24 protein-coding genes and 1 pseudogene are annotated in these 26,164 nt (G+C 41.5%); 14 read left to right on the top strand and 11 right to left on the bottom strand.

Features of this window, described 5'->3' with window-relative positions:
- Nucleotides 1-52 precede the first annotated feature (52 nt).
- Both NSMS1_RS04150 and NSMS1_RS04145 read right to left on the bottom strand, forming a co-directional pair.
- Nucleotides 53-343 carry a type II toxin-antitoxin system RelE/ParE family toxin gene (locus tag NSMS1_RS04150; RefSeq protein ID WP_224091363.1) on the bottom strand — a complete coding sequence of 97 codons (291 nt, stop codon included), beginning with the start codon at nt 341-343 and terminating at the stop codon, nt 53-55.
- The gene (locus NSMS1_RS04145) at nt 331-675 is read right to left on the bottom strand and encodes a hypothetical protein (protein ID WP_224091361.1); all 345 of its coding nucleotides are present in this window, start codon (nt 673-675) and stop codon (nt 331-333) included. The genes NSMS1_RS04150 and NSMS1_RS04145 overlap by 13 nt, the downstream gene beginning before the upstream one ends.
- Nucleotides 676-765: 90 nt before the next feature.
- Between NSMS1_RS04145 and NSMS1_RS04140 the strand changes: the two genes are divergently transcribed.
- Nucleotides 766-1,581 (top strand): TlyA family RNA methyltransferase, encoded by an 816-nt coding sequence (locus NSMS1_RS04140; protein ID WP_224091358.1) that lies wholly within the window; start codon nt 766-768, stop codon nt 1,579-1,581.
- Between the two features lie 284 nt (nt 1,582-1,865).
- Here NSMS1_RS04140 and NSMS1_RS04135 read toward each other — a convergent pair.
- A pseudogene (locus NSMS1_RS04135) lies at nt 1,866-2,159 on the bottom strand (transposase); the annotation flags it as partial.
- A 320-nt stretch (nt 2,160-2,479) separates the two neighbouring features.
- Between NSMS1_RS04135 and NSMS1_RS04130 the strand changes: the two are divergent.
- A complete protein-coding gene (locus tag NSMS1_RS04130) occupies nt 2,480-3,199 on the top strand; it encodes a hypothetical protein (RefSeq protein WP_224091357.1) in 720 nt (239 codons plus the stop codon).
- Nucleotides 3,200-3,309: 110 nt separating this feature from the next.
- Here the strand turns inward: NSMS1_RS04130 and NSMS1_RS04125 are convergent, their stop codons facing one another.
- Together NSMS1_RS04125 and NSMS1_RS04120 are read right to left on the bottom strand one after the other, a co-directional pair.
- Nucleotides 3,310-3,588: a Calvin cycle protein CP12 gene (locus NSMS1_RS04125; RefSeq protein ID WP_224091355.1), complete on the bottom strand. Its 279-nt coding sequence runs from the start codon at nt 3,586-3,588 to the stop codon at nt 3,310-3,312.
- A 330-nt stretch (nt 3,589-3,918) separates the two neighbouring features.
- Complete coding sequence (locus NSMS1_RS04120) at nt 3,919-5,265, bottom strand: GTP-binding protein (RefSeq protein ID WP_224095086.1); 1,347 nt, start codon at nt 5,263-5,265, stop codon at nt 3,919-3,921.
- Between the two features lie 127 nt (nt 5,266-5,392).
- Here NSMS1_RS04120 and NSMS1_RS04115 point away from each other — a divergent pair, with 127 nt between their 5' ends.
- Nucleotides 5,393-6,469, top strand: coding sequence for a YhcG family protein (locus NSMS1_RS04115; RefSeq protein ID WP_224091353.1), 1,077 nt, complete (start codon nt 5,393-5,395; stop codon nt 6,467-6,469).
- Between the two features lie 288 nt (nt 6,470-6,757).
- Here NSMS1_RS04115 and NSMS1_RS04110 read toward each other — a convergent pair whose 3' ends face one another.
- From NSMS1_RS04110 to NSMS1_RS04100, 3 genes are all read right to left on the bottom strand, one after another.
- Nucleotides 6,758-7,495 (bottom strand): hypothetical protein, encoded by a 738-nt coding sequence (locus tag NSMS1_RS04110; protein ID WP_224091349.1) that lies wholly within the window; start codon nt 7,493-7,495, stop codon nt 6,758-6,760.
- A gap of 67 nt (nt 7,496-7,562) precedes the next feature.
- Entirely contained in the window at nt 7,563-7,910 is a 348-nt protein-coding gene (locus tag NSMS1_RS04105; protein ID WP_224091343.1) for a hypothetical protein, read from the bottom strand.
- A gap of 181 nt (nt 7,911-8,091) precedes the next feature.
- Complete coding sequence (locus NSMS1_RS04100; protein ID WP_224091341.1) at nt 8,092-9,069, bottom strand: metal ABC transporter substrate-binding protein; 978 nt, start codon at nt 9,067-9,069, stop codon at nt 8,092-8,094.
- A 93-nt stretch (nt 9,070-9,162) separates the two neighbouring features.
- On the opposite strand from NSMS1_RS04100, the gene NSMS1_RS04095 reads away from it, so the two are divergent.
- From NSMS1_RS04095 to NSMS1_RS04080, 4 genes are all read left to right on the top strand, one after another.
- Nucleotides 9,163-9,960: a metal ABC transporter ATP-binding protein gene (locus NSMS1_RS04095; protein WP_224091339.1), complete on the top strand. Its 798-nt coding sequence runs from the start codon at nt 9,163-9,165 to the stop codon at nt 9,958-9,960.
- A gap of 135 nt (nt 9,961-10,095) precedes the next feature.
- Nucleotides 10,096-10,941: a metal ABC transporter permease gene (locus NSMS1_RS04090; RefSeq protein WP_224091337.1), complete on the top strand. Its 846-nt coding sequence runs from the start codon at nt 10,096-10,098 to the stop codon at nt 10,939-10,941.
- Nucleotides 10,942-11,099: 158 nt separating this feature from the next.
- The gene (locus NSMS1_RS04085; RefSeq protein WP_224091336.1) at nt 11,100-11,885 is read left to right on the top strand and encodes an HAD family hydrolase; all 786 of its coding nucleotides are present in this window, start codon (nt 11,100-11,102) and stop codon (nt 11,883-11,885) included.
- 126 nt (nt 11,886-12,011) lie between these two features.
- Entirely contained in the window at nt 12,012-13,265 is a 1,254-nt protein-coding gene (locus NSMS1_RS04080; protein ID WP_224091335.1) for a DNA double-strand break repair nuclease NurA, read from the top strand.
- A 35-nt stretch (nt 13,266-13,300) separates the two neighbouring features.
- On the opposite strand, the gene moaA is transcribed toward NSMS1_RS04080, so the two are convergent.
- Together moaA and NSMS1_RS04070 are read right to left on the bottom strand one after the other, a co-directional pair.
- Nucleotides 13,301-14,287 (bottom strand): GTP 3',8-cyclase MoaA, encoded by a 987-nt coding sequence (moaA, locus tag NSMS1_RS04075; protein WP_224091334.1) that lies wholly within the window; start codon nt 14,285-14,287, stop codon nt 13,301-13,303.
- A 228-nt stretch (nt 14,288-14,515) separates the two neighbouring features.
- The gene (locus NSMS1_RS04070; protein WP_411908661.1) at nt 14,516-15,589 is read right to left on the bottom strand and encodes a Rieske 2Fe-2S domain-containing protein; all 1,074 of its coding nucleotides are present in this window, start codon (nt 15,587-15,589) and stop codon (nt 14,516-14,518) included.
- A 226-nt stretch (nt 15,590-15,815) separates the two neighbouring features.
- Here NSMS1_RS04070 and NSMS1_RS04065 point away from each other — a divergent pair, with 226 nt between their 5' ends.
- The 7 genes from NSMS1_RS04065 (at nt 15,816) to secA (ending at nt 24,244) form a co-directional block, all read left to right on the top strand.
- On the top strand, nt 15,816-17,177 hold the full coding sequence (locus tag NSMS1_RS04065; RefSeq protein WP_224091333.1) for a cysteine desulfurase-like protein: 1,362 nt from the start codon (nt 15,816-15,818) through the stop codon (nt 17,175-17,177).
- Between the two features lie 162 nt (nt 17,178-17,339).
- On the top strand, nt 17,340-18,830 hold the full coding sequence (locus tag NSMS1_RS04060) for an FAD-dependent oxidoreductase (RefSeq protein ID WP_224091332.1): 1,491 nt from the start codon (nt 17,340-17,342) through the stop codon (nt 18,828-18,830).
- A 123-nt stretch (nt 18,831-18,953) separates the two neighbouring features.
- Nucleotides 18,954-19,862: an AAA family ATPase gene (locus NSMS1_RS04055; RefSeq protein ID WP_224091331.1), complete on the top strand. Its 909-nt coding sequence runs from the start codon at nt 18,954-18,956 to the stop codon at nt 19,860-19,862.
- Between the two features lie 35 nt (nt 19,863-19,897).
- A complete protein-coding gene (locus NSMS1_RS04050; protein WP_224091330.1) occupies nt 19,898-20,155 on the top strand; it encodes a hypothetical protein in 258 nt (85 codons plus the stop codon).
- 16 nt (nt 20,156-20,171) lie between these two features.
- Nucleotides 20,172-20,510, top strand: coding sequence for a type II toxin-antitoxin system RelE/ParE family toxin (locus NSMS1_RS35420; RefSeq protein WP_411908683.1), 339 nt, complete (start codon nt 20,172-20,174; stop codon nt 20,508-20,510).
- A gap of 56 nt (nt 20,511-20,566) precedes the next feature.
- Complete coding sequence (locus NSMS1_RS04040; RefSeq protein WP_224091327.1) at nt 20,567-21,109, top strand: cytochrome C; 543 nt, start codon at nt 20,567-20,569, stop codon at nt 21,107-21,109.
- A gap of 342 nt (nt 21,110-21,451) precedes the next feature.
- Entirely contained in the window at nt 21,452-24,244 is a 2,793-nt protein-coding gene (secA, locus tag NSMS1_RS04035) for a preprotein translocase subunit SecA (protein ID WP_224091326.1), read from the top strand.
- A gap of 197 nt (nt 24,245-24,441) precedes the next feature.
- On the opposite strand, the gene NSMS1_RS04030 is transcribed toward secA, so the two are convergent.
- Entirely contained in the window at nt 24,442-26,040 is a 1,599-nt protein-coding gene (locus NSMS1_RS04030; protein ID WP_224091324.1) for an acyl--CoA ligase family protein, read from the bottom strand.
- Between the last annotated feature and the right edge of the window lie 124 nt (nt 26,041-26,164).

The raw sequence follows: 26,164 nt of genomic DNA, 5'->3' as shown, positions 1-26,164 counted from the left end.
TCTACGACTGGCTTACGCCTACGCGCCTCTGAACACAGCCAAGACGCAAAATCTAAAATGGACGATTTTCTCGACCATGATAAACACGCAAAATTAGAACGGTTTCGTCTTCAAGATAGTAGTGAATTACATAACCGTATTTGCCAAATGGAACTACTAGCTTGCGTCGTCCTGAACCATCTTCCAAAACAGTTCCTTTGTAGGGATTATCAGCTAGGCTAAAACCTGCTTCTCGAATGACTTGTGCAGCTTGAAAAGCAGTGTTTTCATTTTTCAATTTCAAAAAATCGAACAGCCGTACAAGGTCAGTAAGTGCTTCTGGTAGCCAAATTACCTTGGACATGGCGGTTCATGATCTGTTCCCACACTGGCTAACCATGCAGCTACTTCGTCATGGGAGATACCATAACCTGTCTCTTTGTATCGCTGCAATCGACGCATATCTTCTTCTTTGGTTGCGTCATCGCTAGTAAAAGTTAAATTTTGCTCTTGAAGTTGTTGTAAGTCGTTGCTGTTGAGGTCGTAATTCTCATTAAAATGAGCCTCTAAAGCTTTTTTTAAAGCATCCAAATTGCCGTCTGATGTGTTAATCCATTCTTGAAAAGCTGCTTTCAAGGCTTCTAAATTGCTATAAGCATCAAGTTGGGCAGCGATTTGTTGCAATATATCTGTCATAGCTGTAGTTTTTATCAGCCTTATATAAGACCATTATATAAATATTTGTACATTCCCAGTAGTGACCAAATCACAGGAGTATTAAATTCATTGGTGAAGCAGCGACTTGATATATTATTAGTAGAGTTAAATTTATGTAATTCTCGCGCTTTGGCACAAAGGCTAATTCAGGCGGGGGAAGTAACTGTTAATGCACAGCTAATTGATAAGCCTGGGACTGAGGTTGATGTCGCGGCTGAGATTAAAATTAAAGAGCGATCGCGTTTTGTTTCCCGTGGTGGTGAAAAACTTGCTAAAGCTTTAGAATCATTCGCCATCCCCGTCACTGGCAGGATTTGCTTAGATGGGGGAATTTCTACAGGCGGTTTTACTGACTGTCTACTGCAAGCTGGCGCTAAATTAGTTTACGGAATTGATGTTGGCTATGGACAAACTGATTGGGGTTTACGAAATAATCCCCAGGTTGTTTTGCGCGAACGTACCAATTTACGGCAACTGCAACCTGGGGATTTATTTGGTGAGGGGGATATTGTTCCAGATTTGGCGGTGGTGGATGTTTCGTTTATTTCCTTAACCAAGATTTTGCCTGCTGTGTGGCGACTAACTCAATCTCCGCGTGAAGCTGTGTTATTAGTTAAGCCACAGTTTGAAGTGGGTAAATCTCGTGTGGGGAAAAAGGGTGTTGTGCGCGATCCCCGCGACCAAGCTGATGCTATTTTTCAAGTTTGGCTGGTGGCTGAGGAATTAGGCTGGAAATACAAGGGTTTAACTTGGTCGCCAATTACTGGCCCGGCTGGAAACGTCGAATACCTATTATGGTTAAAAATGGAAAGCGAAACACCACCGCCAGATTTAATTGCTATTCAACAAATTACTAAATTAGCTATGGATGAATTGAGTAATTAGGTAGGGCGTAGAAAGAAAGAATGTTTAATGTTATTTGACTGTTCTTAACAGGATTTGCTTTTTTTTAGGCATTCTATTCATGTAATCTTTATATTTTTCCATCTACGTAGGGCTTGCTGAAAAAGTCATTTCAAAGGAAGAGAAAAATTGATTAAGTAGTCAGTCCAGAAAAAAGATAAGTTTTTGTTGTTTAAGGTTTAATGAAATATCAGTTTCGATAATAGAAGAAGTAAAAAAAGACTCAGTTTTGAAAAATAGGCAAAAAAATACACAAAAAAGCCGTAATAGCAGAGTAGAAAGATGTATTGCAGATACGGGTTCTCCCGAATTTGTTCTACTGTCTCTCTGTCACTTATTCCTAATTTTTCTTTAATTATTAATGCTCCCAACGCCATTCTAAATGTTTTGGCTGGCGCTCCCATTCTTGCTGAAAATATTTCTGCGTACTCTGCTTCAAATTTTGACCAAGGTATCATGTTCGCCATGATTACCCATCGGTTATCTGACGCTAGTTTTCCCCCAAAGGGTAGTTCAAAGTTTTCTGCTGCTTTTTCTTGCTTTTGCGCTCTTCGATACATTTTAACGCAACTTGCTACAAGGATTTTTACTTATCTTACCCTTTTTCTTTTCACCTTATTTTTCTTTCCTGACCCTGAAACTCTTCATTCTGCTATCTTTCGCCCTTATTCAGCCAGCCCTACGTACACATCTTTATATTTTTTTGATGAAATAACCGTACAAATACTAGACTGTTTACGTAAAGATGAGTATCTTTTCTATAAAAAAGTGCTAATCAATCTTAAAGTACCTTTGATTTTAGAAGATGTGAAAAGATTGACTATTGGACATTACTGATTTCCACTTGTTTCATATTTAATATTTGACAAGGAGATGAATTATGAATCAAAATCTCTGGAAAATAATAGGTGCGGTTACTGGTACTGTTTTCAGTGCTACTATCCTAGAAATACCAGTCTTAGCTGCAACTGTCACTTACGACTTTACTGTCAGACTTTTTCCTTCTACTATTTCCATTCCCTCTGGACTTCCAGATACCTACAGTGGATTCTTCAGTTACGACACTGATAGTCCTATCACTACTCCCAGTGGTGATCGAGTTTTTCCTTTAACAAACTTTTCTTTTTCTTTTATTGAACCAATTAATACTATCCCAACCACCTTTATTCCCAGGATATATAATTTAAGCGATCTGGTTACTTCTAGTGCATCTCCACTCAGCTTTGCATTTGGAGACATTCCTACTGGAACTCCTCCTACTACCAGTCTCTTGCCTGGAGGATTTGTTTTCAATTTGAATTTCCCAACAATATTTGTAGATATTCAGCAACAGGTGCAAGGTATTTTTATTGCAAATTTACCTACCCCAGGAAATATTATAAATAGTTTAAATTTAGTTACTACTTTTAGATGTCCTGACGATGTGATTGGATGTGAACCACCAAGTGAACAACTAGTTGGTGAATTTGTTAGTTTAACTTTGCGGGAAGGAGAACCACCAATAGCAGATATTGCGGAGCCAACCGCAATTGCGGGACTGCTATTGTTTGGCTTAGGCTTCTTATCGCAAAGAAAATTTGGAACTTCGCAGCATAATTAATGTTCATAAAACTGCTGGGATTTAGAAAAATTTTAGATTGGTGATTTTATATTGAAAACCAATATAAAATTTAATTTTTCCAATCTAAAATTGCCTATTTGTAGCATTAATTAAACGTCGTAGATGAGACACTCTAATGCTTCTGGATGCAAATCACAGAAGGTTTCTAGAGAATTTTTGTGTTTTTTGGCTTGTACTTGGTGAGATTTTTCAGCTTGTAATTCTTCTACAATGTCCCAAGCTACGGCACAGTTTGGTGAACCATCGCCGTTTAGTTCACAAGTATTACGTGCTTCTGCGATCGCAGTGAGGATGGCTTTTTCTAAATTTGTAGCTTCTTCTTTGTCGGCGTTAAAAGCGTTGGGAGCTACGTTGTAGATTGCTGTCATGATATTGTTGCCTCTGTTGATGACGCTATGCGCGTTAGTTGTGAATGTTAACTGTCTTCAGGACTTATATTTCTAGTGTAGATAGGCTTCCCAAATAGTATGGTGGTAAACACCGCCATTTTTTGAGCAATTATTATTGGGAATCCCTCTCTTTCCATCCTGAAGGAAATCGGGTATATATGCTGTGCTTATTGCACTAATAGCAAATAAATGCCATCTCCTTTATATTGCCTCGGAAAATGGCATTTGGACACGATTATCAGAGGAATTTGATGTAAGTTGACAATTTCTCAACAATAGTAATAACTAAGTCAATATTTTTATTTATTCTCAATATTTCATATTCAATTCTTGTTGCAACCGATACAGAATTGTATTTTGGTCTACTTGTGAGAGGATTTCAGCAATTACGGTACTAGCGCCTAATTGTCCCCAAGTGCAGCCTTTTTCTAGATAGACTTGTGCGGCTTTGCCTACAGAATATGCACCATAACCAGCGATTCCAGCTTGAGCGATCGCACTACCTGCAAAAGCTGTAATATTGGTGGGATTATCGCCACTGGTTAAGGCAGCAGCACTTTTACCTAAACCAAACACGAAGTTAGTGCCTAATTCTCCCAACAATAAGCCACCGCAACTCATTAAGATAGTTTTTAATATTTTCCCGGCTTCGTAGCTAGTCATAGGTAAACCGTACAGCCGCGCTAAGGAACGAATTAAAGCCAAATCAGCCACAGTTCCGCCGATGATATCGAAAAAGGCGATGGGGTTTAAGGCTACAGCGAGGGCTTTGTATTTGGTATATTGCCAGATGATATTTTCCGCTTCTTGCTGGCGGATGTCGATAGTTTTTTGGGCGATCGCCGCTTCTGCGTCCCGTGCTTGAATAAGTGCATTTAAAGCAAGGAGCGATCGGCCTTCCCGATTGAGAATGTTAAGAATAGTTTGCTTGAGTTCGTCTACCTGTGGCGGTGGTGTTTCCCATTCATAACTCACCTGTCCATCAGGCCATTCCACCCGTATTTCCATAGGTGCAGGTTCCGCCGCTATCATCACAATTTCGTCGGGTAGTAGCGGCTTGGCTTGAGGATTTCCTGCTCCTAATTGTTGTAAATTTTTATAAATTGCGGCTCTGTCTGTATCTGGGTATAAGTCGATTTTGTTAAAGACTAGAATTAAAGGTTTTTGTGCTTGGCGTAACTCTAGCAGTGCTTGATATTCAGTACGGGTAATATCCCCAGACACCACAAACAAAATTAAGTCAGCTTGATGCACCACATCCCGCGCCATTTGTGCGCGTGACTCACCCTGAATTTCATCTAGTCCTGGTGTATCAATTAACTCTACTATGACCTTTCCCCCTGGTTGCCAGCGTACAGAACGCGGCCATTGAGTCACACCGTTGAGGGGGCCTGTTTGCAAAATTTTACTGCCCAATAAGGCATTTAACACCGCCGACTTGCCACGACTAACTAAACCAAAGGCGGCGATTCTAATTATGTTAGAGTCCAGCTTGCTAAGTGTAGAATTTAATACTTCTATTTCCGGTTTCACCAAACCAGCTAACTCTGGGTTATATGATAAATGCCCCGATTTACGAAGATATCCATACCAAGACAGTGCTTGTCTCAAGCTGGCACGAGCGCGGTTTAAGTGAGTTTCTTGCAAGTTACGCACAGAATTAGTTTGATTCAAGGTTGGATCAACGACAGGCTACATTTCTATTTTGCTCTAATTTTTACGCCTTCTGTGACCTTAGCCAACATACAGTAAAGTTAGAGTTGGTTGGTTGTATAAAGTATTTATGGTAGAGAATACACCTAGACTTTCTAAAAGCAGTAAATCAGATATTGTAGGTTATGAAGATTTTCTAGCTGAATTAAAGACGCGAATTTCCACCGCCCAATTAAGGGCAGCAGTTGCAGTTAACAAAGAATTAGTCTTACTTTACTGGCAAATTGGACGAGATATTATACATCGGCAACAGCAGCAAGGTTGGGGCGCAAAAGTTATTGATAGGCTGGCGGCTGACTTACGTAAAGCTTTTCCAGAGATGAAAGGCTTTTCACCTAGAAACCTCAAGTATATGCGGGCGTTTGCTGAAGCTTACCACGATGAGCAAATTGTGCAAGCACCTCTTGCACAAATTAGTTGGTATCATAATATCGCTCTAATCGAAAAGCTAAAAGTCATAGACGAACGTCTCTGGTACGCACAGCAAACTATCCAACATGGCTGGAGTCGTAATGTTTTAGTTCACCAGATTGAGAGTAAATTGTATCAACGCCAAGGTAAAGCAACTACTAACTTTAACAACACCCTACCTCAGCCACAATCAGAATTAGCACAACAGTTATTAAAAGACCCTTATAACTTTGATTTCCTCAATTTAGGAAAAGATTTTTTAGAGCGTGATTTAGAACGTGCTTTAATCAATCACATTCGGGATTTTTTACTAGAATTAGGCGTTGGCTTTGCTTTTGTTGGTAGTCAGTATCATCTAGAAGTAGGTGGCGAGGATTTTTATATTGATTTGTTGTTTTATCACCTGCGTTTGCGCTGTTTTGTGGTGATTGATTTAAAGATTGAAGAATTTAAACCAGAATTTTCTGGCAAAATGAATTTCTATGTAAGTGCAGTAGATGATTTATTGAGGCATACAAATGATCAGCCTACAATTGGGCTGATTTTATGTAAGAGCAAAAATAAAATAATAGCAGAATATTCTCTACGAGATATTTATAAACCTATTGGTGTTTCTACATACCAAATACAAGATACTTTGCCTGAGCAATTACACAATAATTTACCAACTATTGAGCAGTTGGAAGCTGAGTTAGAAACAATTTTTTTAAAAGTAGAAGATACTGGTAATTTATAATTAAAACAACTGCTAATTATAAATTACGTAAGCGATCACCTCTGGTAGATAAGCCGGAGGCTATTACTAATTACGAATCAACTTATGATTTTATAAAAACCATTCATATAATTGAGGATTAATGTATTTCTGCATCAATGAGTCGTTTTACTAGCATAATATAGGCTGATTTTTCACCTTATAACATTTCACAAAAATTATGATACAGATCCAAATGCCCAAACCTATGCTACGCCTGTTTTTATTAATTTTGAATTTTGAATTTTGAATTTTGAATTTTAAATTGGATTACCTTTGGCGGATAGCAATAGTATAACTCTGTCGCTGTGTAGCTTCTCTACGGCTTTTAATCAGTCGAAAATCTTGGTCTATGTATAGATGTTCTAGGTAAGAAACAGCACGATAGGCTTTTTCAAACTTTTTGATAGTATTTCTATCCATATTGTCTAATTTAACTTCTTGTCTTAAATCGATTTTGGCATCAGGTGATTGTAATTTCGTTTTAGTTATGTTGTTAAACCATTCCTCAGCTTCATCAATAGTTAATGGTTTTTCTCTATTTTTTATAGACTGAAAGATTCCCACATTTTGAATATGCCAATTATTATCTTGCACAGTGTATTGTTGCAACACCATTAAGTCGAAGGCGGGTAATTTTGATGTAAATTTCTGCCATAATTTAGATTGTTGCCCTGGTGCGTAACGGGCGACATTGGCGTAGTAGCCATCATCATGAAATATTTGGTAAGACTGTGCATGTAATCTCCCCGGAACAATATCTTGAAAGGGAATATTTGACCAAACTGGTATCCATACACCTACAACTAGAGGTATTTGGTCTGATACTTGGGGAAATGGGTTACGTCGGCTTAATTCTTCAAAATATGGTGCTAATTCTTGCTGATAAAAGCTGACTTTCATCTTTAAATAATCTGTATCGTGTCCTTTAGCTATTTCTAAAATTTTATCTTTTAATTCTTGTGTATGCCAATCAGATAATTGTTTGGTAGTTGTAATATTAGCCATAATTAACCTCTAAAAATTAATATAGAGACGCGAATTAATTCACGCCTCTATTAATCCGAATTGAGGTCTACCACCAAACACGATTTCCGTTTTCGTCTAATCTAGCTTCACGAATTACATCAGAAATTTCTTCAGCGTCTTTTACATGGTGAAGTGCTTTCTTTTCACCATCGGGGTAGTCTACAACGAAGTATGTAGGAACTGTGATGTGGTCGCCTGTAATGTCTGGAGAATCTACAGCTATCTGTTTGGCTTTTTCTTCAAGAGATTTGCTATCGTCGATTTGATCGCCTGGGTTTGCTGTTAAGTTTCTTTCTTTAGCAGTGGGTTCTTCACGAGAATGCCAATCTTGACTTACTGGCTGTCTAATTTCTTCTGATTGATTATTTTGATTTTCTATTTTTTCGTTACTCATGGTTAGTACAGAAATTAAAAGCTTATGTTTACTAAACCAATCTAGAAAATCCTATGTTTAATTGATTCTTTCTTCAGTTAGAGTTTCCCCTTATAATGAGAATAACATACCTGTGGTTATATCTTATATATAATATTTTTGGACAACCTCTAACTATAGAAATACAGGAAAAATTTAAAGTTTATTTCTTTAGTTGAAAGGGTGTATATTTTCCCCCTAACGCTTCAACGATCGCGCGGGTATTGGCTTCCATCATTTTAATATATGAATCACCATTACTACCTTTAGCGCCAATGGAATCGGAATAAAGTTGATTTGGTGCTAATTCTATGCCAGCTTCTTGAGCAACGGTTTTAATTAAAGCAGGATTAATTGTAGTTTCAGCAAAAATGGCCGGCACACCCGTTTTTTTAATCGAATCTACTAATTTCTGGACTGTTTGGGCACTTGGTTGTTCTTCTGTGCTGATGCCGATTAATGTACCTGCGATCGCCAGCCCATAAGCTCGTCCATAATATTGAAAAGCATCATGAGTTGTCACTAGCTTACGTTTATCTGGCGGAATTGTCTGTATTTGTTGATTAATCCAGGTATGCAGTTGTTTTAACTCATTCGTAAGTTGTGCTGCCCTCTGAGTATATTTCTCTCTGTCTTTGGGGGATAACTCAATTAAGCCATCTCGAATACTATTAACCATAGCAGCCGCGTTTTCTGCACTCCCCCAAACATGAGGATCAGGAACTACCTCGCCTCTGCCTTTATCCAACTGTAATGGCTTAACGACTTCACCCACGGCTAACTTCCGCACTTTACCCCCAGCCGCATTCATCAGCTTAATCAGCCCTGGTTCTAAGTTGTAGCCGTTGTATAAAATCAAGTCTGCTTCTTCCAAAAATCGGCTATCGGCTGGTACTGGTTCGTAAACGTGAGGATCAGCCCCAGGTTTGAGGATGCCTGTTAATTGGATTTCTTCCCCTCCAACTTCCTGTGCCAAATCAGCAATGATGGTGCTAGTTGCCACTACTCGCGGTTTTCCCCCTGCATTTGGAGTATTTCGGTTAGTGTTAACTGCGGCACATCCTTCTACCAAAAGTGCTAAAACTACTGCCAATACTGGCTTCCAGCAATATCTGGCTTTTGAGTGAGTGATTGTATTCATCAGACTGTTATATTTATTCTCATATTTCTTTCATTTTTCAAGTTACAGTATTTTCATAATCTTTTCATTTTTTTACGTCTCGGAAATGACATTATGCGAATTGCGAACTTTTCCTTAGCTACTGGTTCCCCCTTGGAATCAGTTAATACCCATACAGCAACAGCAGCAATTAATATCTCCCATCTTGGTGTACATTACCGTACCCAGGAAGCTTTGCGGGATGTTAACTGTATAGTCAAACCGGGACGGCTGACAGGGATATTTGGCCCTAATGGTGCAGGTAAAAGCACTCTGATGAAAGCAATGTTAGGTTTAGTTCCCGTCAGCAGTGGTAAGGTACTGTATCAAGACAAACCCTTGATGCAGCAGTTGGGAAAAGTTGCTTACGTTCCCCAACGTAGCCAAATTGACTGGACTTACCCCGCCACCGTTTGGGATGTGGTGATGATGGGAAGGGTAAAGAAAACAGGCTGGTTGCGAAGTTTCTCGGCTGTGAGTCGCCAAGTTACTAAAAACGCTTTAGAACGGGTGGGAATGATTGATTATTGCGATCGCCCCATAGGACAATTATCTGGTGGACAACAGCAAAGAGTATTCTTAGCTAGGGCTTTAGCACAGCAAGCAGACATCTTCTGTTTTGATGAACCGTTTGTAGGTATTGATCAAAAAACCCAAACAGTCATTTTTGAAGTCTTCCATGAACTAGCGGCTGAGAACAAAATTGTCCTAGTAGTGAACCACGACTTAGGCGAATCTATCAGCCATTTTGATGATTTAATCTTACTAAATCGAGAATTAATCGCCACAGGTTCCCGTCAACAAGTTCTTACAGAAGAAAACCTCAGTCATGCTTACGGCGGTAAAGTTATCTATTTTGCCGATGCAGCATAAGAAGGGAGTAGGGAGTAGGGAGTGGGGAGTGGGGGGAGATGAGGGAGATGAGGGAGAAAAGAATATTACTACTTTCTGCCTGTTGACTATGGACTATGGACTGTTGACTAATGACCAATGACTAATGACTAAATTATGCTAGAAGCTTTAATTGAGCCTTTGCAATATGGCTTTATGCAGCGATCGCTAGTGATTGCGATTTTGGTAGGTTTATTATGTGCGGTTGTGGGTAGTTACTTGATGGTGCAAAGATTGGCACTGTTGGGTGATGCTATCAGCCACTCGGTTTTGCCGGGATTAGCGATCGCTTTTATGATCGGCGCTAATATATTTGTGGGTGCGTTTATTGCTGGGGTGATAAGTACCATTGCGATCGCTTGGATTAGAACGCGATCGCCAATTAAAGAAGATGCTGCAATGGGTATAGTATTTTCTGCTTTCTTTGCCCTTGGTGTTACCCTAATTACGGTTATTCAAAAAGATAATAAAATCGACCTGAATCACTTCTTATTTGGTAATATTCTGGGCGTTACCTTGGATGAAGTGCGTGATACTGCCATCATTGCTGCGATCGTTTTAATAGTAGTTTTTTTGTTATACAAAGAGCTATTATTTTACACCTTTGACCCATTAGGCGCTCAAGCCGCAGGCTTACCAGTAAATAAGCTCAACTTTGGCTTAATGCTGTTAATTGCCTTAACAATTGTCGCCAGTATGAAAGCCGTAGGCGTAATCTTAGTTTTATCACTATTAATTACACCAGGAGCCACCGCTTATCTATTAGTTAAACGTCTGCATCAAGTCATGATTTTAGGTGCAGGTATTGGCGTATTTTCTAGTATTAGCGGGATGTATCTTAGCTACTTTTATAATTTGCCCTCTGGCCCAGCAATTGTTTTAGTAGTTTCAGGATTATTTGTATTGGCATTATTATTTAGTCCCAAACACGGAGTTTTGATACCAAGCACATATCAAAAATAAAATTAATAACAATTATTAATTTACAGAATTACAGTTATTAGGAAAGTAAATATATATGTTAAATATTTATTCCTAAATAACTTTATTTAGGAATTTTTATACAGAAAAGAATTAATGAATACGTTAAGCTGACAACAGCAGTATTCATTTTCTAAACAATGACCGCAAGTAATCCTACAATTTTAGCCCTGGACTTTGATGGAGTAATTTGCGACGGACTAATCGAGTATTTTGAGGTAGCCTGGCGTACTTATTGTCAAATTTGGTCATCAGCTAATGACACACCACCAGATGATTTAGCTTTAAGATTCTATCGTCTCCGTCCTGTCATTGAAACAGGTTGGGAAATGCCTGTTTTAATCAAAGCTTTAATAGACGGCTATTCTGATGAGCAGATTCTTCAAGAATGGACAAGCATTACCCCAAAAATTTTGTTAGATAGCAAGCTACAAGCAAAAGAAATTGCGACAAAATTGGATGGCTTGCGTGATGAGTGGATTGATAACGATTTAGATGGTTGGCTGAGTCTGCATAGATTTTATCAGGGCATAATCGAGAAACTTAAAATCACCCTTGCCAGTGAAGTTAAGTTGTATATTGTTACTACAAAAGAAGGACGTTTCGTTAAACAGCTATTGCAGCAAGAAGGTATAGATTTACCTCCATCCGCAATTTTTGGCAAAGAAGTAAAGCGTCCTAAATATGAAATTCTGCGTGAGTTAATTCAAGCAGCAGATCATAAACCCGTGAGTTTATGGTTTGTAGAAGATAGACTCAAGACATTACAGCTAGTCCAACAGCAAACAGACCTAGCAGATGTCAAGCTTTTCTTGGCAGACTGGGGCTATAATACCCAAGCAGAGAGAAAAGCCGCTCAAACCGATCCGCGAATCCAGTTATTGTCTCTGTCTCAATTTGCTAAAGATTTTTCAGGGTGGGTTTGAAGAAATGGGGAGTGGGGAGTAGTGAGTGGGGGGATGAGGGAGTAACTTACCCCTAGCCCCTCTCAGGAGGGAAAAGGAGAATAACTGTTGACTAATGACTAATGACTAATGACTAATGACTAAATTATGCTTGACCTGACAAAATTAGCACGACAAATGCAGGGTTTAAGCCAGCATCTATCCCTAGAAGCTGTGGCTAGTCGCCAACGGTTAGAGTTGGCGCAACAGCATCTAAGAAAGGCTATCGATTTTCAACAAGAGTTAATTGAACGTCAGGAAAAGTGGCGCGATCGCATTCTCTTTGCTAATGCTACACCCCTTCAGCCGCTTAATACTCGTCTAGATATTCCCACTCCTCCCAAGGTGCATACCGTCATCGCTACCGATGGTTCACAAATTGCCCCTAGTCATCACGAAATTGCTTACTGTTATCTACTAAATATCGGTAGGGTAGTTCTACACTACGGACAAAATCGCTACCCCATACTCGATAGTTTGCCAGAGGTATTTTACCGCCAAGAAGATTTATATATGTCCCGCAAATGGGGCATTAGAACCGAGGAATGGATGAGTTTCCGCCGCACTGCTAGCGAAGCAATTGTCCTAGCTGAACTAGCTTGTAGCGCACATGATCAGGGGAGTGGTGAGTGGGGAGTAGGGAGTAGTGATAAAGAACTAAATAATTCTTCCTCATCTTCCCCATCTCCCTCAATTCCCCCAACTCTGGCAATGGTGGATGGTTCCTTAATATACTGGTTTTTGGAACAGTTACCCCAAGATGCACGAGATCATATCCTACCCCCCGTATTGGAAGCTTGGCAGCAAATGCGTACTGCTCAAATTCCTCTGATGGGTTATGTTAGCGCCTCTCGTAATGTGGAAGCGGTGAATTTCTTGCGTTTGATGGCTTGTCCTCATACTGCACCTGATTGTGCTAGTTATTGCCCCAATCAGTTAGAAAAGGTTCCGTGTAAAGTATTTGACCCTTTACGGGATACAGCATTGTGGACAACGCAACTGCAACCCGGACAGCGTGGCCCCTTATGGCGCAGTAATGCCAGGATTTTAGAACTATACGAAGACCATACTATATACTTTTGCTATGTCCATGTAGGTACAGAAATTGCTCGGATAGAAGTTCCTGCCTGGGTAGCTAAAGATACAGAGATGTTTGACCAAGCTCTAGGCTTAATGTTGGCACAGGTGCAGAAAGGATATGGTTATCCAGTGGCGATCGCCGAAGCCCACAACCAAGCTGTAGTCAGAGGTGGCGATAAAACCCGATTCTTCGCCCTACTAGAAAAACAAATGATTAAAGCTGGCTTGAAAAATGTTGGTACATCTTATAAAGAAGCTAGGAAGCGAGGAAGTATCGCGTAGGACAGTCAAACAGTCAACAGTCAACAGTCAACTAACTAACCCCCAATTTGTGACATGGTGCGGGTATAGGTTCCTGTCGTACCAGAATCGCGTCCTTTAAAGTTAATTTCTGGTTTCATTACTAATAATTCTCTCACTTGCTCTCGTAAGTGATTTGTGCTGACACCAGTGCGTAAAGAAGTTTTTAAGTCAAGTTGACCAGTTTCGTTTAATAAGCAAGGACGTAGCCAGCCATCGGCACTTAGACGCATTCGGTTACAGCGATCGCAAAAACACTCCGACATCTGACTAATAAATCCTAGTGTGCCTTTTGCTCCAGGGATTTGAAAGACATCAGCCGGGCCAGCACCACGAACTTGGGAATCTGTCAAGCCCCAGCGATCGCGGATTTGGTGGCGGAGTTCGGCGGAAGATACCCAGCCGCGATCGCCAAATAATTCACCGTTACCAATGGGCATAAACTCAATAAACCGGACATGCCATTGTTTATCAATAGTCAAAGCGGCTAAATCAAGGATTTCGTGGTCGTTGACACCAGGAATTACAACTACATTCAGTTTTAAGGGATCAAAGCCTACCCTGTGAGCTTCTAGAATACCATCCCAAACTTGTTGCCAGCGAGAACGCCCACGGCTGCCGATAATTTGGTCAAATATATGTTGATCGAGGGAATCTAAGCTGATATTGATCCGGCGTAAACCAGCATTGTAGAGGTTTTGTGCTAGAGGAGCTAGTAAAAAGCCGTTAGTTGTCATTGACAAGTCTTGGGTTTGCGGTAAAGAGGCGATCGCTTTTACCAAATCCACAACACGCGGACGCAGTAAAGGTTCTCCCCCCGTCAACCGAAAGCGGCTAAAACCAACGGGAATAAATACTTCTTGAATTAAGGTTAGCAATTCCTCATCAGTCAATAACTGTTGCTTGAGGATATAGTCTAGCTCAGACCCCTCTGGCATACAGTATTGACAACGAAAATTGCAGCGATCAATTAAGCTAATGCGGAGGTAGTCTACCTGGTTCATTTGGGTTTTATTTCTATTCTGTGCGATTGCTCACGCATTAAGTATAGAAAATTTCCCCAGTTTTGCATTACTAAAAGACAATCTATGCAGTTTTTTCATTTTCCTACGTCATTTCCACCTTTAAAAATTCGTAACGTTCAGAAGGGAATTTATACCTCGACTAAACGTAGGCGACTTGAGAGATCGGGGTCTCTAACCCGTCTTTAATTACGAATTACGAATTACGAATTATGATGATGCTTGATTTCTCATTAACCTCTGCACGCTAACTAAAGCTCTATTTAACTCATAGTTGCGTCTTTGGGGATTTTGTAGATAAGCTTGTTGTTCTTCTTCTATCATCTGCACATCTTTAATTACTAAACCATCAAGAAATTTCTTGGCTGCATTAAATAAACTATCTTTAACAAAACGCCGGAACCATACAGGTAATTTATGCAATCGCCAGAAGGAATTTAAAGATGTGAAATGAATTAAATAGGCTTTGGTTTGTGTCTCATTTACCGGACACAATAGACAGTAAATTACAAAATCCTTACCCAAGGTAGACTTCCAGTGAGGATAAATATAACTGACATCCAAAGGTTCAGGATGTAAGCGCCGCAAAGCCGGGAAAAATAACTGGGAAATAGACCAGATTTTATCTATTTTGTAATAACTTTGAGCTTGATAATGAGCATCTACACGCTTATCAGTTTCATCAATATCTTGTAATTCTGCTTCTGCCCAAGCTTGTAAATCTTGATGTAAATGTCCATGATACATATCCATCAGATTTTCAATTAAATAAGAATAATGAGCCTGGCAGTTAATAATAGCCACACTAGCAATGTAATTCAAATGCTCCCATTCTGGTAGACCCAATGGTTCTATAGATGGTTCTCCATCACCAGGAAATAACCAAATAAAACCGTCCTGTTCCTTAACTGGATAGCGGCGAATTGTGCAGTTTGGGAGCTTCTGATTTTCGGCTAAGTAAGGAACGGCTGCACATTCACCATGATGATTGAAGCGCCAACCATGATAAGCACATTCCAACTCATTACCAATAACTTGACCATGACTGAGCTTAACTTGCCGATGAGGACAACGGTCTTCTAAAGCGTGAACTTGTCCTTCACTGTCTCGATAAAGTGCGATCGCCTGATGCCAAAGTATCACGCCCAAAGGTTTATTAGTGACTTCATCACTACGTGCGACCACATACCAATGATTTAGGTTAATACCCAACTGACGAACATCACGAATAGACAAGGTTTGAGACATAGAGAAAATTGGTTGCTGCATAGTATCATTAGTCATTGGTCATTGGTCATTAGTTCATAGTCAATAGTCCATAGTTATTCCCCTCCTGGGAGGGGTTAGGGGTGGGTTACTCCCTCATCTCCCCCATCTCTCCAATCCCCAATCCCCAGTCCCTTTAACCAGACACAATATTACATCTGTTGCCGTCATTACAAGTGAGTTAGAATGAATTTTTCTCAGTCGGTCAAGGTATAGGTAAATACCCTTGACCAAGGAGTCTGACATGGAAGCTTTAGACTTGAAATGGATACGCGCTCAGTTTCCTGCACTTACACAAAAAATCAACGGACAACCAGCAATATTTTTTGATGGCCCCGGTGGTACGCAAGTTCCGGGATCTGTTCTAGATGCTATCAGTGATTATTTAGTCAGGTCAAATGCTAATGCTCACGGGTATTTTGCGACCAGTGCGCGGACTGATGCTTTAATTATCGCCGCTAGGACTGCGATCGCTGATTTTTTAGGTTGCGACAGTGATGAGGTGGTTTTTGGTGCGAATATGACCACACTCACCTTCAGTTTAAGCCGTGCTATTGGGCGGACACTGCAACCAGGTGATGAAATAATTGTGACAAGACTTGACCATTCGGCTAACATTTCTTCCTGGTCTGCGTTGGCAGAACAAGGTGCAACTATTCGCGTTGTCGATATCAATGTCGATGATTGTACCTTAGATATGAGCGATTTAGAGCAGCAAATTAATTCCCGCACTAAGTTAGTCGCAGTTACTTATGCTTCTAACGCTGTAGGTACAATCAATGATATCGCCACTATTGTTAAACTAGCTCATGCTGTGGGTGCGTTGGTATTTGTCGATGCAGTTCATTATGCGCCCCACGGGCCGATTAATGTTCATGGTTTGGGGTGTGATTTTCTCGCCTGTTCCGCCTACAAATTCTTTGGCCCCCACGTAGGCATTTTGTATGGTAAGCGAGAACATCTTGACAACTTGCAACCTTATAAAGTTAGACCAGCACCCGATGAGGTTCCATCTCGTTGGGAAACTGGAACCCTGAATTTTGAAGGATTGGCGGGTGTGGTAGCGGCAGTTAACTACTTGGCAAAATTGGGTTGTCATGTGTCGCCAACAATTGACCAAGAGTTAGTTTCTGCCTTGATTGAGGCTGATAGGGAAGGGTTAGAGCATTTCCATTGTCCTCGGTTTTTAACATCACCGGAAAAACCAGCACATGAAATTGCTTCGGCTTATCACAGCCGTCGCGCTGCTTTAGTTGCTGCGATGTCAGCCATTGGGCAATATGAAAGAGAATTAAGCCATAAGCTGATTTCTGGGTTACTAGAAATTCCCGGCTTAACTATATATGGCATTACAAATCCAGAACGCTTTGCTTGGCGGACACCAACTGTAGCAATTCGCCTGCAAAGCAAAAGTCCTGTAACTATTGCCAAAGAATTAGGCGATCGCGGTATCTTCTCCTGGCATGGTAACTTTTATGCCTTAAATCTGACTGAGAAACTGGGAGTAGAAGCCGATGGCGGCTTATTGCGCCTGGGATTAGTACACTACAATTCAGGGGATGAAATTCTGCAATTATTACAAGCTTTAAAGGAAATTAGTCAATAGTCCACAGTCAAAAAGCAGGAGGTAGAAGAAGCAAAGCACAGGATTTTTCCCCCTGCTTCTTTCTCTCCCTCATCTTCCCCTACTCCCCATTCCCTTATCCAGCAAATATGCCACCATAAGAGTAAAACCGATGTATTCGGTATTTACTCTTTAAAAATTTTTATGTCTGTCTCCAAAATAGATATTAATACTGAGCAGCTAAAAGTTGATGAAAATCTAACTCGCGCCGTTGTTATTGGTAGTGGGATTGCCGGCTTAGTTACAGCGCAGGTACTAACCAAACATTTTGATCAAGTAATAGTTATTGAACGTGATGCTTCCGGCGAGCTATGCTTACGCTATCCTCAAGAACCAGCAGCTCGTCAAGGTGTACCTCAATCCCATCAAACCCATGTGCTGCTAACCCAAGGACAACGCATTTTAGAACAGCTATTTCCGGGTTTAAAAGCAGAATTAGCAGATATGGGATCACCCTTAATTGATTGGACAGCAGATTGTCCATTGCTATTACCTAGTGGTTGGAGTCCGCGATTTGCTTCTGGGATTACTACCCGTGCTTGTAGCCGCAATATGCTAGAAAATTTGCTACATCAACGTGTAGCTAATAATGATGCTGTGGAATTTCTTGAAAAGACTCAAGTTATAGGTTTGCTGGGTAATACCAACCAAACAACTATTACAGGAGTTCAAATTAAAGATACTAACCGCATAAAAGCAGAATTATACGCTGATTTGATTGTAGATGCTTCTGGACGTAGTTCTAAAACACCCCAATGGTTACAAACTTTGGGTTATGAAAAGCCTAAAGAAACATTAATCAACTCTTTTTTGGGGTATGCTACGCGACTATATCAGTCCTTGAGTAGCGATTCTTTAGATTTGAAAGCATTGTATCTCATGCCCCAGGCTCCCAATCATACTAGAGGTGGTTCGCTTTATCAAATTGAGGGCGATCGCTGGATGGTTTGTTTGTTAGGTGTAGGTCGAGACTACCCGCCTACTGATGAAGCAGGTTTTTTAGAATTTGCCCAAAGCTTAGTTAGTCCAGTGGTTTATGATGCAATTAAAAATGGTCAATCAATATCCCCCATTTATGGCTATCAGCGTACAGAAAATCGCTGGTGTCACTATGAACAGCTAGCTAAGTTACCAGAAAATTTTGTTCTACTGGGTGATGCTGTCTGTGCCTTCAATCCCGTCTACGGTCAAGGTATGACTATTGCCACTATGGGTGCTTTAACTCTAAATCAGTGCCTTGAGCAACAACATCAGTGGCGTTCTCACAAAGATTTAACAGGTTTAGCACGACGTTTCCAAAAACAGTTAGCCAAAGTTAACGAAGTTCCCTGGATGATGGCGACTAGTGATGATTTTCGCTGGCCAACCACTGAAGGCGGAAAACCAAACTTCGTCACCCGATTAATGCACAGCTATCTTAATCAAGTCATGCAAACTGCTAGTAATAATTCCCAGGTATACCAAGTTTTTCTAGAAGTAATACATTTACTCAAGAAACCATCTGCATTTTTTCACCCAAGTATTATGATGCAGGTTTTGTTAAACAGGAAATCAACACTCAAGCCGTCAAATTCTCCAGATGTTTTTTCTGATTTACCTAAACAACCCTGCAAGATTGAGGTTGCTGAATTTTAAATTTTGAATTTTGAATTTTCAATTGCCTAAGTGGGAATACTGTAAATACAGGAGTGGGGAATAGGGCATAGGTTATTCTCCATTCCAGTTTCTTACACCCCTCCATCCCTGACTGTTGAGTGCATGAGAGAAAAAATTGACGCTTTAACCCAAAACCTCAACCGTACCATTGTTGGCAAAACCGAAGCCATACGCTTAGTGCTGGTAGCACTCTTAGGCGGTGGTCACGCCTTACTAGAAGATGTTCCCGGAGTTGGCAAAACCCTCTTAGCAAAGTCCCTAGCCCGTTCCCTTGATGGTACATTTCAACGGCTGCAATGTACTCCTGATTTGCTACCTACAGACATCACTGGTACTAATATCTGGAACCCTAAAAGCGGCGAATTTACTTACATGCCTGGGCCAGTGTTTGCCAATATTGTACTAGCAGACGAAATCAACCGCGCCACACCCCGCACCCAGTCGGCTTTGCTGGAAGTGATGGAAGAACATCAGGTCACAGTTGATGGAGTTTCTCGGCCAGTTCCCTATCCTTTCTTCGTCATTGCTACCCAAAACCCCGTCGAGTATCAAGGTACATTTCCTCTACCAGAAGCCCAAATGGACAGGTTCATGTTGTCCTTAAGCTTGGGTTACCCGGGTATGGATGAAGAATTACAAATGTTGCAAAATCTCCAACATGGTGTCAAATTGGCTGATTTACAACCTTGTATGACCTTAGCTGAGATTGCCCAATTACGAGAACTTTGTTCTCAAGTCAAAGTAGAAACTGTTTTACAGCAATACATCCTCGAATTAGTACGCGCCACACGCCAAGATGAAGAAATTACTCTCGGTGTGAGTCCACGGGGAACTGTCGCCTTGCAAAAGGCTACCCAAGCATTAGCCTTTTTACTAGGGCGTGATTATGCGATTCCCGACGATGTAAAATTTTTAGCGCCTTATGTGCTTTGCCATCGTTTAATTCCTAGAGGTGGACGTAACGCCAGAGGTATAGTTGATAGATTATTGCGATCGCTCCCCATTCCTTAATCTGTTAAAATCGCCTACAAAATGAGGTGATGGTAATGAAGGCGATCGAGGTTACTGGCAAAATTGATTCTCAGGGCAATCTCATTCTAGATGAGCCGATTCAAGGAACAACATACCCTCATCAGGTTCGGGTAATTGTCTTAGTTCCCGAACAGGAAGAAGTAGAAGAGATTGACCCTGATGATACCCCGGTTGAAGAAATTAAAGCCAGCTTGAGGAGGGCTTTACAACAAGCTAAAGAGGGAAAACGTATACCCCTATCCCAAATGTGGGAGGGAATTGATGCCGAATGAACAGCCATTGGTATGAATCGATTTAACTCCTGAATATCAAAAAAGCTTACACGAACTATCTAAAAGATTTCGCAATATTCGCTCTGATGTTCAATCTATTATCGAGCAATTACAACAAGAGAACTTTGCCGGAGACAGAATTGCAGGTTTTGGCGAGGAATACGTTGTTTACAAAGTGAGAGTCCGCAACAGTAACATTCAAAAAGGTAAAAGTGCTGGTTACAGATTGATATATCAAGTTGAGTCCCCCACAAGTATCTTGCTACTAGCAATTTATTCTAAGTCTGACAGAGAAGATATCGGTTTAAATGAACTGCGAGAGATTATGGCTGACTTTTATGGTGAGCAAACTTAGGTACGTCTTATGATAGAGCAACAAGTGCCGTATGTACGTATCTGGGAACGTGAGGAATGTTAAATCTGTTAACAAGGAAATCTCGTACTCGCTCACTCAAACGCCGACCTTTAGGTTTAATTGTCATCATTCTTACCTGGAGTTTAGCTATGGGTTGGTTGTTAGCCTTAGCCACAAGCGCCCACAGTGCTACACCCACAGCAGAAATTGGCACTGTTGATGTCATTCCCCCAGGACAACAACTGGGACAAGAACTATATTTAGAAAATTGTGCTACTTGCCACATTGGTATCCCACCTGCGGTTTTACCTAGCCAAACTTGGCGCAACCTCCTACAAGACTCACAGCATTATGGCGTACAACTCAAGCCTTTAATCGACCCACCACGCGCCCTAGTTTGGAAATATCTTTCCACCTTTTCACGTTCCCAACTACCCGACGAAGAAACGCCCTATCGCGTTACAGATTCCCGTTATTTTAAAGCTTTGCATCCCAAAGTCAAATTACCTCGCCCCTTACAGCTAAATAGTTGTGTTACCTGCCATCCAGGCGTGAGTGAGTATAATTACCGTCGCCTCAGTGCAGAGTGGGAGAAGTAGGGAGATGAGGTGACAGTTGACAGTTGACAGTTGACAGAGGTTAAAGGCTTCTTCCCCCACTCCCCCACTCCCCCCACTCCCCTATCGGATATCGCTACTTACCAAGGATCGGCGTTCTCTGCCTCATCGGGGGGTGAAATGATACTATTAGAACAGTCTCAATTTTAAACTGCGAATAAAAGCGCTCGTTTAGTAAACTGACTAAATAAACCTTCTGGTGTTGAGTTAATTTTCATTTCATCCCCATCCATTACCAAAATGTTTGGATAGGGTTAAATTCTTATATATCAATAGCCAAATCCCTCTTATTCCCATCCCCTCGATTTAGTTCTATAACTTGCCATGCTAAAACTCTTGTTGGGCGATCCCAACGCTCGTAAGCTCAAAAAATACCAACCGTACATTACGGAAATTAATCTCTTGGAAGAGGAGATTAAAGTTCTGTCTGATGAAGATTTAAAAGGTAAAACAGCAGAGTTTAAACAGCGACTTGCCAAAGGCGAAACTTTAGATGATATCCTGCCAGAAGCCTTTGCTGTGGTAAGAGAGGCAGGACGGAGAGTCTTAGGGTTGCGGCACTTCGATGTTCAGATGTTGGGTGGTGTCATTCTCCACTCTGGGCAAATCGCAGAAATGAAAACTGGTGAAGGTAAAACCCTGGTGGCTACCTTACCTAGTTATCTTAATGCTCTAACTGGTAAGGGTGTACACGTAATTACTGTGAACGATTACCTGGCTCGTCGGGACGCGGAATGGATGGGACAGGTGCATCGTTTCTTGGGTTTGAGTGTAGGTTTGATTCAATCCACCATGACCCCCACGGAACGTAAGAAAAATTACGAATGTGATATTACTTACGTAACTAATAGTGAAGTGGGTTTTGACTACCTGCGGGATAACATGGCTACCTCAATGGCTGAGGTGGTACAACGTCCCTTTAACTATTGCGTAATTGACGAAGTAGATTCAATTTTAGTTGATGAAGCGCGGACACCACTAATTATTTCTGGTCAGGTAGAAAGACCTACAGAAAAATATATCCAAGCTGCGGAAATTGCGCTGACGCTGCAAAAAGATGAACATTACGAGGTTGATGAAAAGGCTCGTAACGTACTGTTGAGTGATGAAGGTTTTGCAGAAGCGGAAGAACTGTTAGGTGTAAAAGATTTATTTGACCCGGAAGACCCTTGGGCGCACTTTATTTTCAATGCCATTAAAGCCAAAGAACTTTTCCTCAAGGACGTTAACTATATCGTCCGCAATGGGGAAGTGGTAATTGTGGATGAGTTTACTGGGCGGGTGTTACCGGGAAGACGGTGGAGTGATGGTTTACACCAAGCCATTGAAGCGAAGGAACACGTAGATATTCAACCAGAAACCCAAACTCTAGCGACAATTACTTATCAAAACTTGTTCTTGTTGTATCCCAAGTTAGGCGGGATGACAGGAACGGCAAAGACAGAAGAAGCTGAGTTTGAAAAAATCTACAAGCTGGAAGTAAGCATCATTCCTACTAACAGAGTCAGAAGACGGGAAGATTTATCTGACTTGGTATTTAAGAAAGAGGTAGGCAAATGGCAGGCGATCGCGCGAGAATGTGCGGAGATGCACGAACTCGGTAGACCTGTGTTAGTTGGTACTACCAGTGTGGAAAAATCTGAATATCTCAGTCAACTCCTGAGAGAACAAGGTATTCCCCACGAACTACTCAACGCCCGTCCCGAAAACGTGGAACGGGAAGCAGAAATTGTTGCCCAAGCCGGACGCAGGGGTGCTGTTACCATCGCCACTAACATGGCGGGACGGGGTACAGATATCATCCTGGGTGGTAACTCTGAATACATGGCGCGGTTGAAGTTGCGGGAATACTTTATGCCCCGCATTGTCAGCCCAGAGGATGAAGATGTGTTTGGTGTACAAAGGGCGGCTGGTTTACCCGCAGGACATGGTGCTGGTCAAGGTTTTGTTCCAGGGAGAAAAGTCAAAACTTGGAAGGCTTCACCGGAAATCTTCCCCACCCAACTGTCGAAGGAAGCAGAACAACTGTTAAAAGAAGCAGTCGAATTTGCGGTGCGGGAGTATGGTGAGCGCTCTTTATCAGAACTAGACGCAGAAGATAAAGTAGCAGTAGCAGCCGAAAAAGCACCCACTGACGATGCAGTAATTCAAAAATTGCGGGATGCTTACAAGCGCATTAAGCAAGAGTATGAAGAATTTACCAGCCGGGAACACGATGAGGTAGTTTCACGGGGTGGTTTACACGTAATTGGTACAGAACGTCACGAGTCACGGCGGATAGACAACCAGTTGCGGGGACGCGCCGGACGACAAGGCGACCCTGGTTCCACAAGATTCTTCCTCAGTTTAGAGGATAACTTACTGCGGATTTTTGGTGGCGATCGCGTCGCAGGTTTAATGGAAGCCTTCAACGTAGAGGATGATATGCCCATTGAGTCGGGTATGTTAACTCGCAGTTTGGAAGGCGCACAAAAGAAAGTTGAAACTTACTACTACGATATCCGTAAGCAAGTATTTGAGTACGACGAGGTAATGAATAACCAGCGTCGCGCTATCTACGCTGAACGTCGCCGGGTTCTGGAAGGTCAAGACTTGAAGGAACAGGTAATTAAATATGCTGAGAAAACGATGGATGAAATCGTTGACTACTACATTAACGCTGATTTGCCCTCGGAAGAATGGGAATTAGATAAGTTGGTGGAGAAGGTCAAAGAGTTTGTCTATCTGTTATCGGATATGCAGGCGAGTCATTTAGAGGATATGGGTGTGAGTGAGATTAAGGCGTTCCTCCATGAACAGGTACGCATCGCTTACGACCTCAAGGAAGCCCAAATTGACCAAATTCAGCCGGGGTTGATGCGGCAAGCTGAACGTTTCTTCATCTTGCAGCGTATTGATACCTTGTGGCGGGAACACTTGCAACAGATGGATGCTTTGCGTGAGTCTGTAGGTTTGCGTGGTTATGGGCAGAAAGACCCGCTTATTGAGTATAAGAGTGAGGGTTATGAGTTGTTCCTGGATATGATGGTGAATATCCGCCGGGATGTGGTTTATTCGTTGTTCATGTTCCAGCCTCAGCCTCAGCCGGTGGTGCAAACTTCTTCTGAGATGGTTTAAGGTTAAGTACCAGAGATAATTTATGTTTCACGCAAAGGCGCTAAGATGCAAAGTTTTCTTAGCGTCTTTGTGTTTTTTAACGCAGAGGGGCGCTGAGGTTCGCGGAGGGTTGAATAGAGTTCTTTCAAGAATCTTTAAACATCCTTTGCGTCTTCTCTACGAGACGCTGCGCGAATGCGTCTTTGCGTGAGGCAAAATTAAGACCTAGTATGTCCCGCCCATTCTTTGGCGCGGAGGAGATATTTTTGAATTTTGCCTGTACTGGTTTTGGGCAGGGTGGTAAATTCAACGGTAAGAGGACATTTAAAGCCAGCAATTTGACTACGGCAAAAGGTAATTAGTTCTTGTGCTGTGGCTGTTACGCCTTCTTTGAGGGTGACGAAGGCTTTAGGGACTTCACCGCGTTTGTCGTGGGGAACGGCGATGACGGCGCATTCTAGGACTGCTTCGTGGCGGTAAAGGCATTGTTCGACTTCGATGCTGGAGACGTTTTCACCGTTGGTAATGATGATATCTTTAATGCGATCGCGTACTTCAATATAACCATCAGGATGGACTACGGCTAAGTCTCCACTGTGAAACCATCCGCCATGAAATGCTTTAGTAGTATATTCAGGGTCATTATAATACCCAGTCATCACCATATTGCCCCGCATTACGACTTCCCCCATCGTTAGCCCATCCGTTGGCACATCCTCCATATTTTTATCTACCACCCGTAAACCATCTCCGGTGATGTAGGGTACACCTTGGCGGGCGATGAGCCGGGATTTTTCGGCAATGCTTAAATCATCCCATTCTGACTGATATTCACACACTGTATAGGGGCCGTAAACTTCTGTTAAGCCGTAAACGTGAATAATTTTTGCGCCAATTTTGGAGATTTTTTCTATCAGGGTGGGTGATGGTGGTGCGCCTGCGGTGGTAATTGTCAGGGGTGTAGTTAATTGTTGCGGACAGTCAGCATAATTGAGGAGAGAAATTAAAATTACAGGCGCGGCGTTTAAGTGAGTTACGCTTTCTTGTTGAACTAACTGCCAAACTTTCGCAGGATGGAATTTACGTAAACATATATGAGTTCCGCCAATAGCGGTGACAGCCCAGGTAAAACACCAGCCGTTACAATGGAACATGGGCAATGTCCAAAGATAAACTGATGTAGGTGTTAAGTTAGTTTCAATAATTTCGCCTAAAGAGTTGAGATATGCGCCGCGATGGGAATACATTACACCTTTGGGTTTGCCGGATGTGCCACTGGTGTAATTAATAGTAATTGTCTCTAATTCATCTGTGACTACCCAAGGTAGAGGTTCGGGACTACCAGTGTTGAGAAAGGCTTCGTAATCTTCACCATCTACTGGTGTAAAACCTGGGACATCTGCGATATTAATAATATATTTTACTGTTTCTAAACTATCTTGAATGGGACGAATAATGTCGGCTAATTCTGTATCTACAAACAAAAATTTTGCACCACAATCATTCAAAATATAAGCGACTTCTTGCGAAGTTAAACGAGTATTTATAGATACTAAAACACCACCAGCTAAGGGAACAGCAAAATGGGCTTCTAGCATGGGGGGAATGTTGTAACAAAAAAAGGCAACGCGATCGCCTTTCTCTATTCCTGTATCACGTAAAGCATCGGCTAAACGATAAATCCTAGCTGCAAATTGACTATAGGTAAAACGTTGTTCACCATAAATAATCGCAGTTTTATTCGGGTAAACTTGGCGGTTACGCTCAATGAATGTTAAGGGAGTGAGAATGCTATGGTAAACTGATTGAAGATTCATAGATTACGTGCAAGTTAGTATTCTTAATAACAAGCATTTAAGCAAAAAAGCGGAAAAAATCCAAATAGGGATAGGGGACAGCTTGAGAAACCTTTTATTGTCGAAGTTTTATGATTAAGTTGGC

The sequence above is a fragment of the Nostoc sp. MS1 genome, from assembly GCF_019976755.1.
Taxonomy (GTDB): Bacteria; Cyanobacteriota; Cyanobacteriia; order Cyanobacteriales; family Nostocaceae; genus Trichormus.
This window is presented reverse-complemented; position numbering and strand designations above follow the sequence as displayed.

Excerpts from the sequence above, each read along its gene's own strand:
- NSMS1_RS04150 (WP_224091363.1), bottom strand. The coding sequence starts at position 343 with ATGTCCAAGGTAATTTGGCTACCAGAAGCACTTACTGACCTTGTACGG.
- NSMS1_RS04145 (WP_224091361.1), bottom strand. The coding sequence starts at position 675 with ATGACAGATATATTGCAACAAATCGCTGCCCAACTTGATGCTTATAGC.
- NSMS1_RS04130 (WP_224091357.1), top strand. The coding sequence starts at position 2,480 with ATGAATCAAAATCTCTGGAAAATAATAGGTGCGGTTACTGGTACTGTT.
- NSMS1_RS04125 (WP_224091355.1), bottom strand. The coding sequence starts at position 3,588 with ATGACAGCAATCTACAACGTAGCTCCCAACGCTTTTAACGCCGACAAA.
- NSMS1_RS04115 (WP_224091353.1), top strand. The coding sequence starts at position 5,393 with ATGGTAGAGAATACACCTAGACTTTCTAAAAGCAGTAAATCAGATATT.
- NSMS1_RS04110 (WP_224091349.1), bottom strand. The coding sequence starts at position 7,495 with ATGGCTAATATTACAACTACCAAACAATTATCTGATTGGCATACACAA.
- NSMS1_RS04105 (WP_224091343.1), bottom strand. The coding sequence starts at position 7,910 with ATGAGTAACGAAAAAATAGAAAATCAAAATAATCAATCAGAAGAAATT.
- NSMS1_RS04100 (WP_224091341.1), bottom strand. The coding sequence starts at position 9,069 with ATGAATACAATCACTCACTCAAAAGCCAGATATTGCTGGAAGCCAGTA.
- NSMS1_RS04095 (WP_224091339.1), top strand. The coding sequence starts at position 9,163 with ATGCGAATTGCGAACTTTTCCTTAGCTACTGGTTCCCCCTTGGAATCA.
- NSMS1_RS04090 (WP_224091337.1), top strand. The coding sequence starts at position 10,096 with ATGCTAGAAGCTTTAATTGAGCCTTTGCAATATGGCTTTATGCAGCGA.
- NSMS1_RS04085 (WP_224091336.1), top strand. The coding sequence starts at position 11,100 with ATGACCGCAAGTAATCCTACAATTTTAGCCCTGGACTTTGATGGAGTA.
- NSMS1_RS04080 (WP_224091335.1), top strand. The coding sequence starts at position 12,012 with ATGCTTGACCTGACAAAATTAGCACGACAAATGCAGGGTTTAAGCCAG.
- moaA (WP_224091334.1), bottom strand. The coding sequence starts at position 14,287 with ATGAACCAGGTAGACTACCTCCGCATTAGCTTAATTGATCGCTGCAAT.
- NSMS1_RS04070 (WP_411908661.1), bottom strand. The coding sequence starts at position 15,589 with ATGACTAATGATACTATGCAGCAACCAATTTTCTCTATGTCTCAAACC.
- NSMS1_RS04065 (WP_224091333.1), top strand. The coding sequence starts at position 15,816 with ATGGAAGCTTTAGACTTGAAATGGATACGCGCTCAGTTTCCTGCACTT.
- NSMS1_RS04060 (WP_224091332.1), top strand. The coding sequence starts at position 17,340 with ATGTCTGTCTCCAAAATAGATATTAATACTGAGCAGCTAAAAGTTGAT.
- NSMS1_RS04055 (WP_224091331.1), top strand. The coding sequence starts at position 18,954 with ATGAGAGAAAAAATTGACGCTTTAACCCAAAACCTCAACCGTACCATT.
- NSMS1_RS04050 (WP_224091330.1), top strand. The coding sequence starts at position 19,898 with ATGAAGGCGATCGAGGTTACTGGCAAAATTGATTCTCAGGGCAATCTC.
- NSMS1_RS04040 (WP_224091327.1), top strand. The coding sequence starts at position 20,567 with ATGTTAAATCTGTTAACAAGGAAATCTCGTACTCGCTCACTCAAACGC.
- secA (WP_224091326.1), top strand. The coding sequence starts at position 21,452 with ATGCTAAAACTCTTGTTGGGCGATCCCAACGCTCGTAAGCTCAAAAAA.
- NSMS1_RS04030 (WP_224091324.1), bottom strand. The coding sequence starts at position 26,040 with ATGAATCTTCAATCAGTTTACCATAGCATTCTCACTCCCTTAACATTC.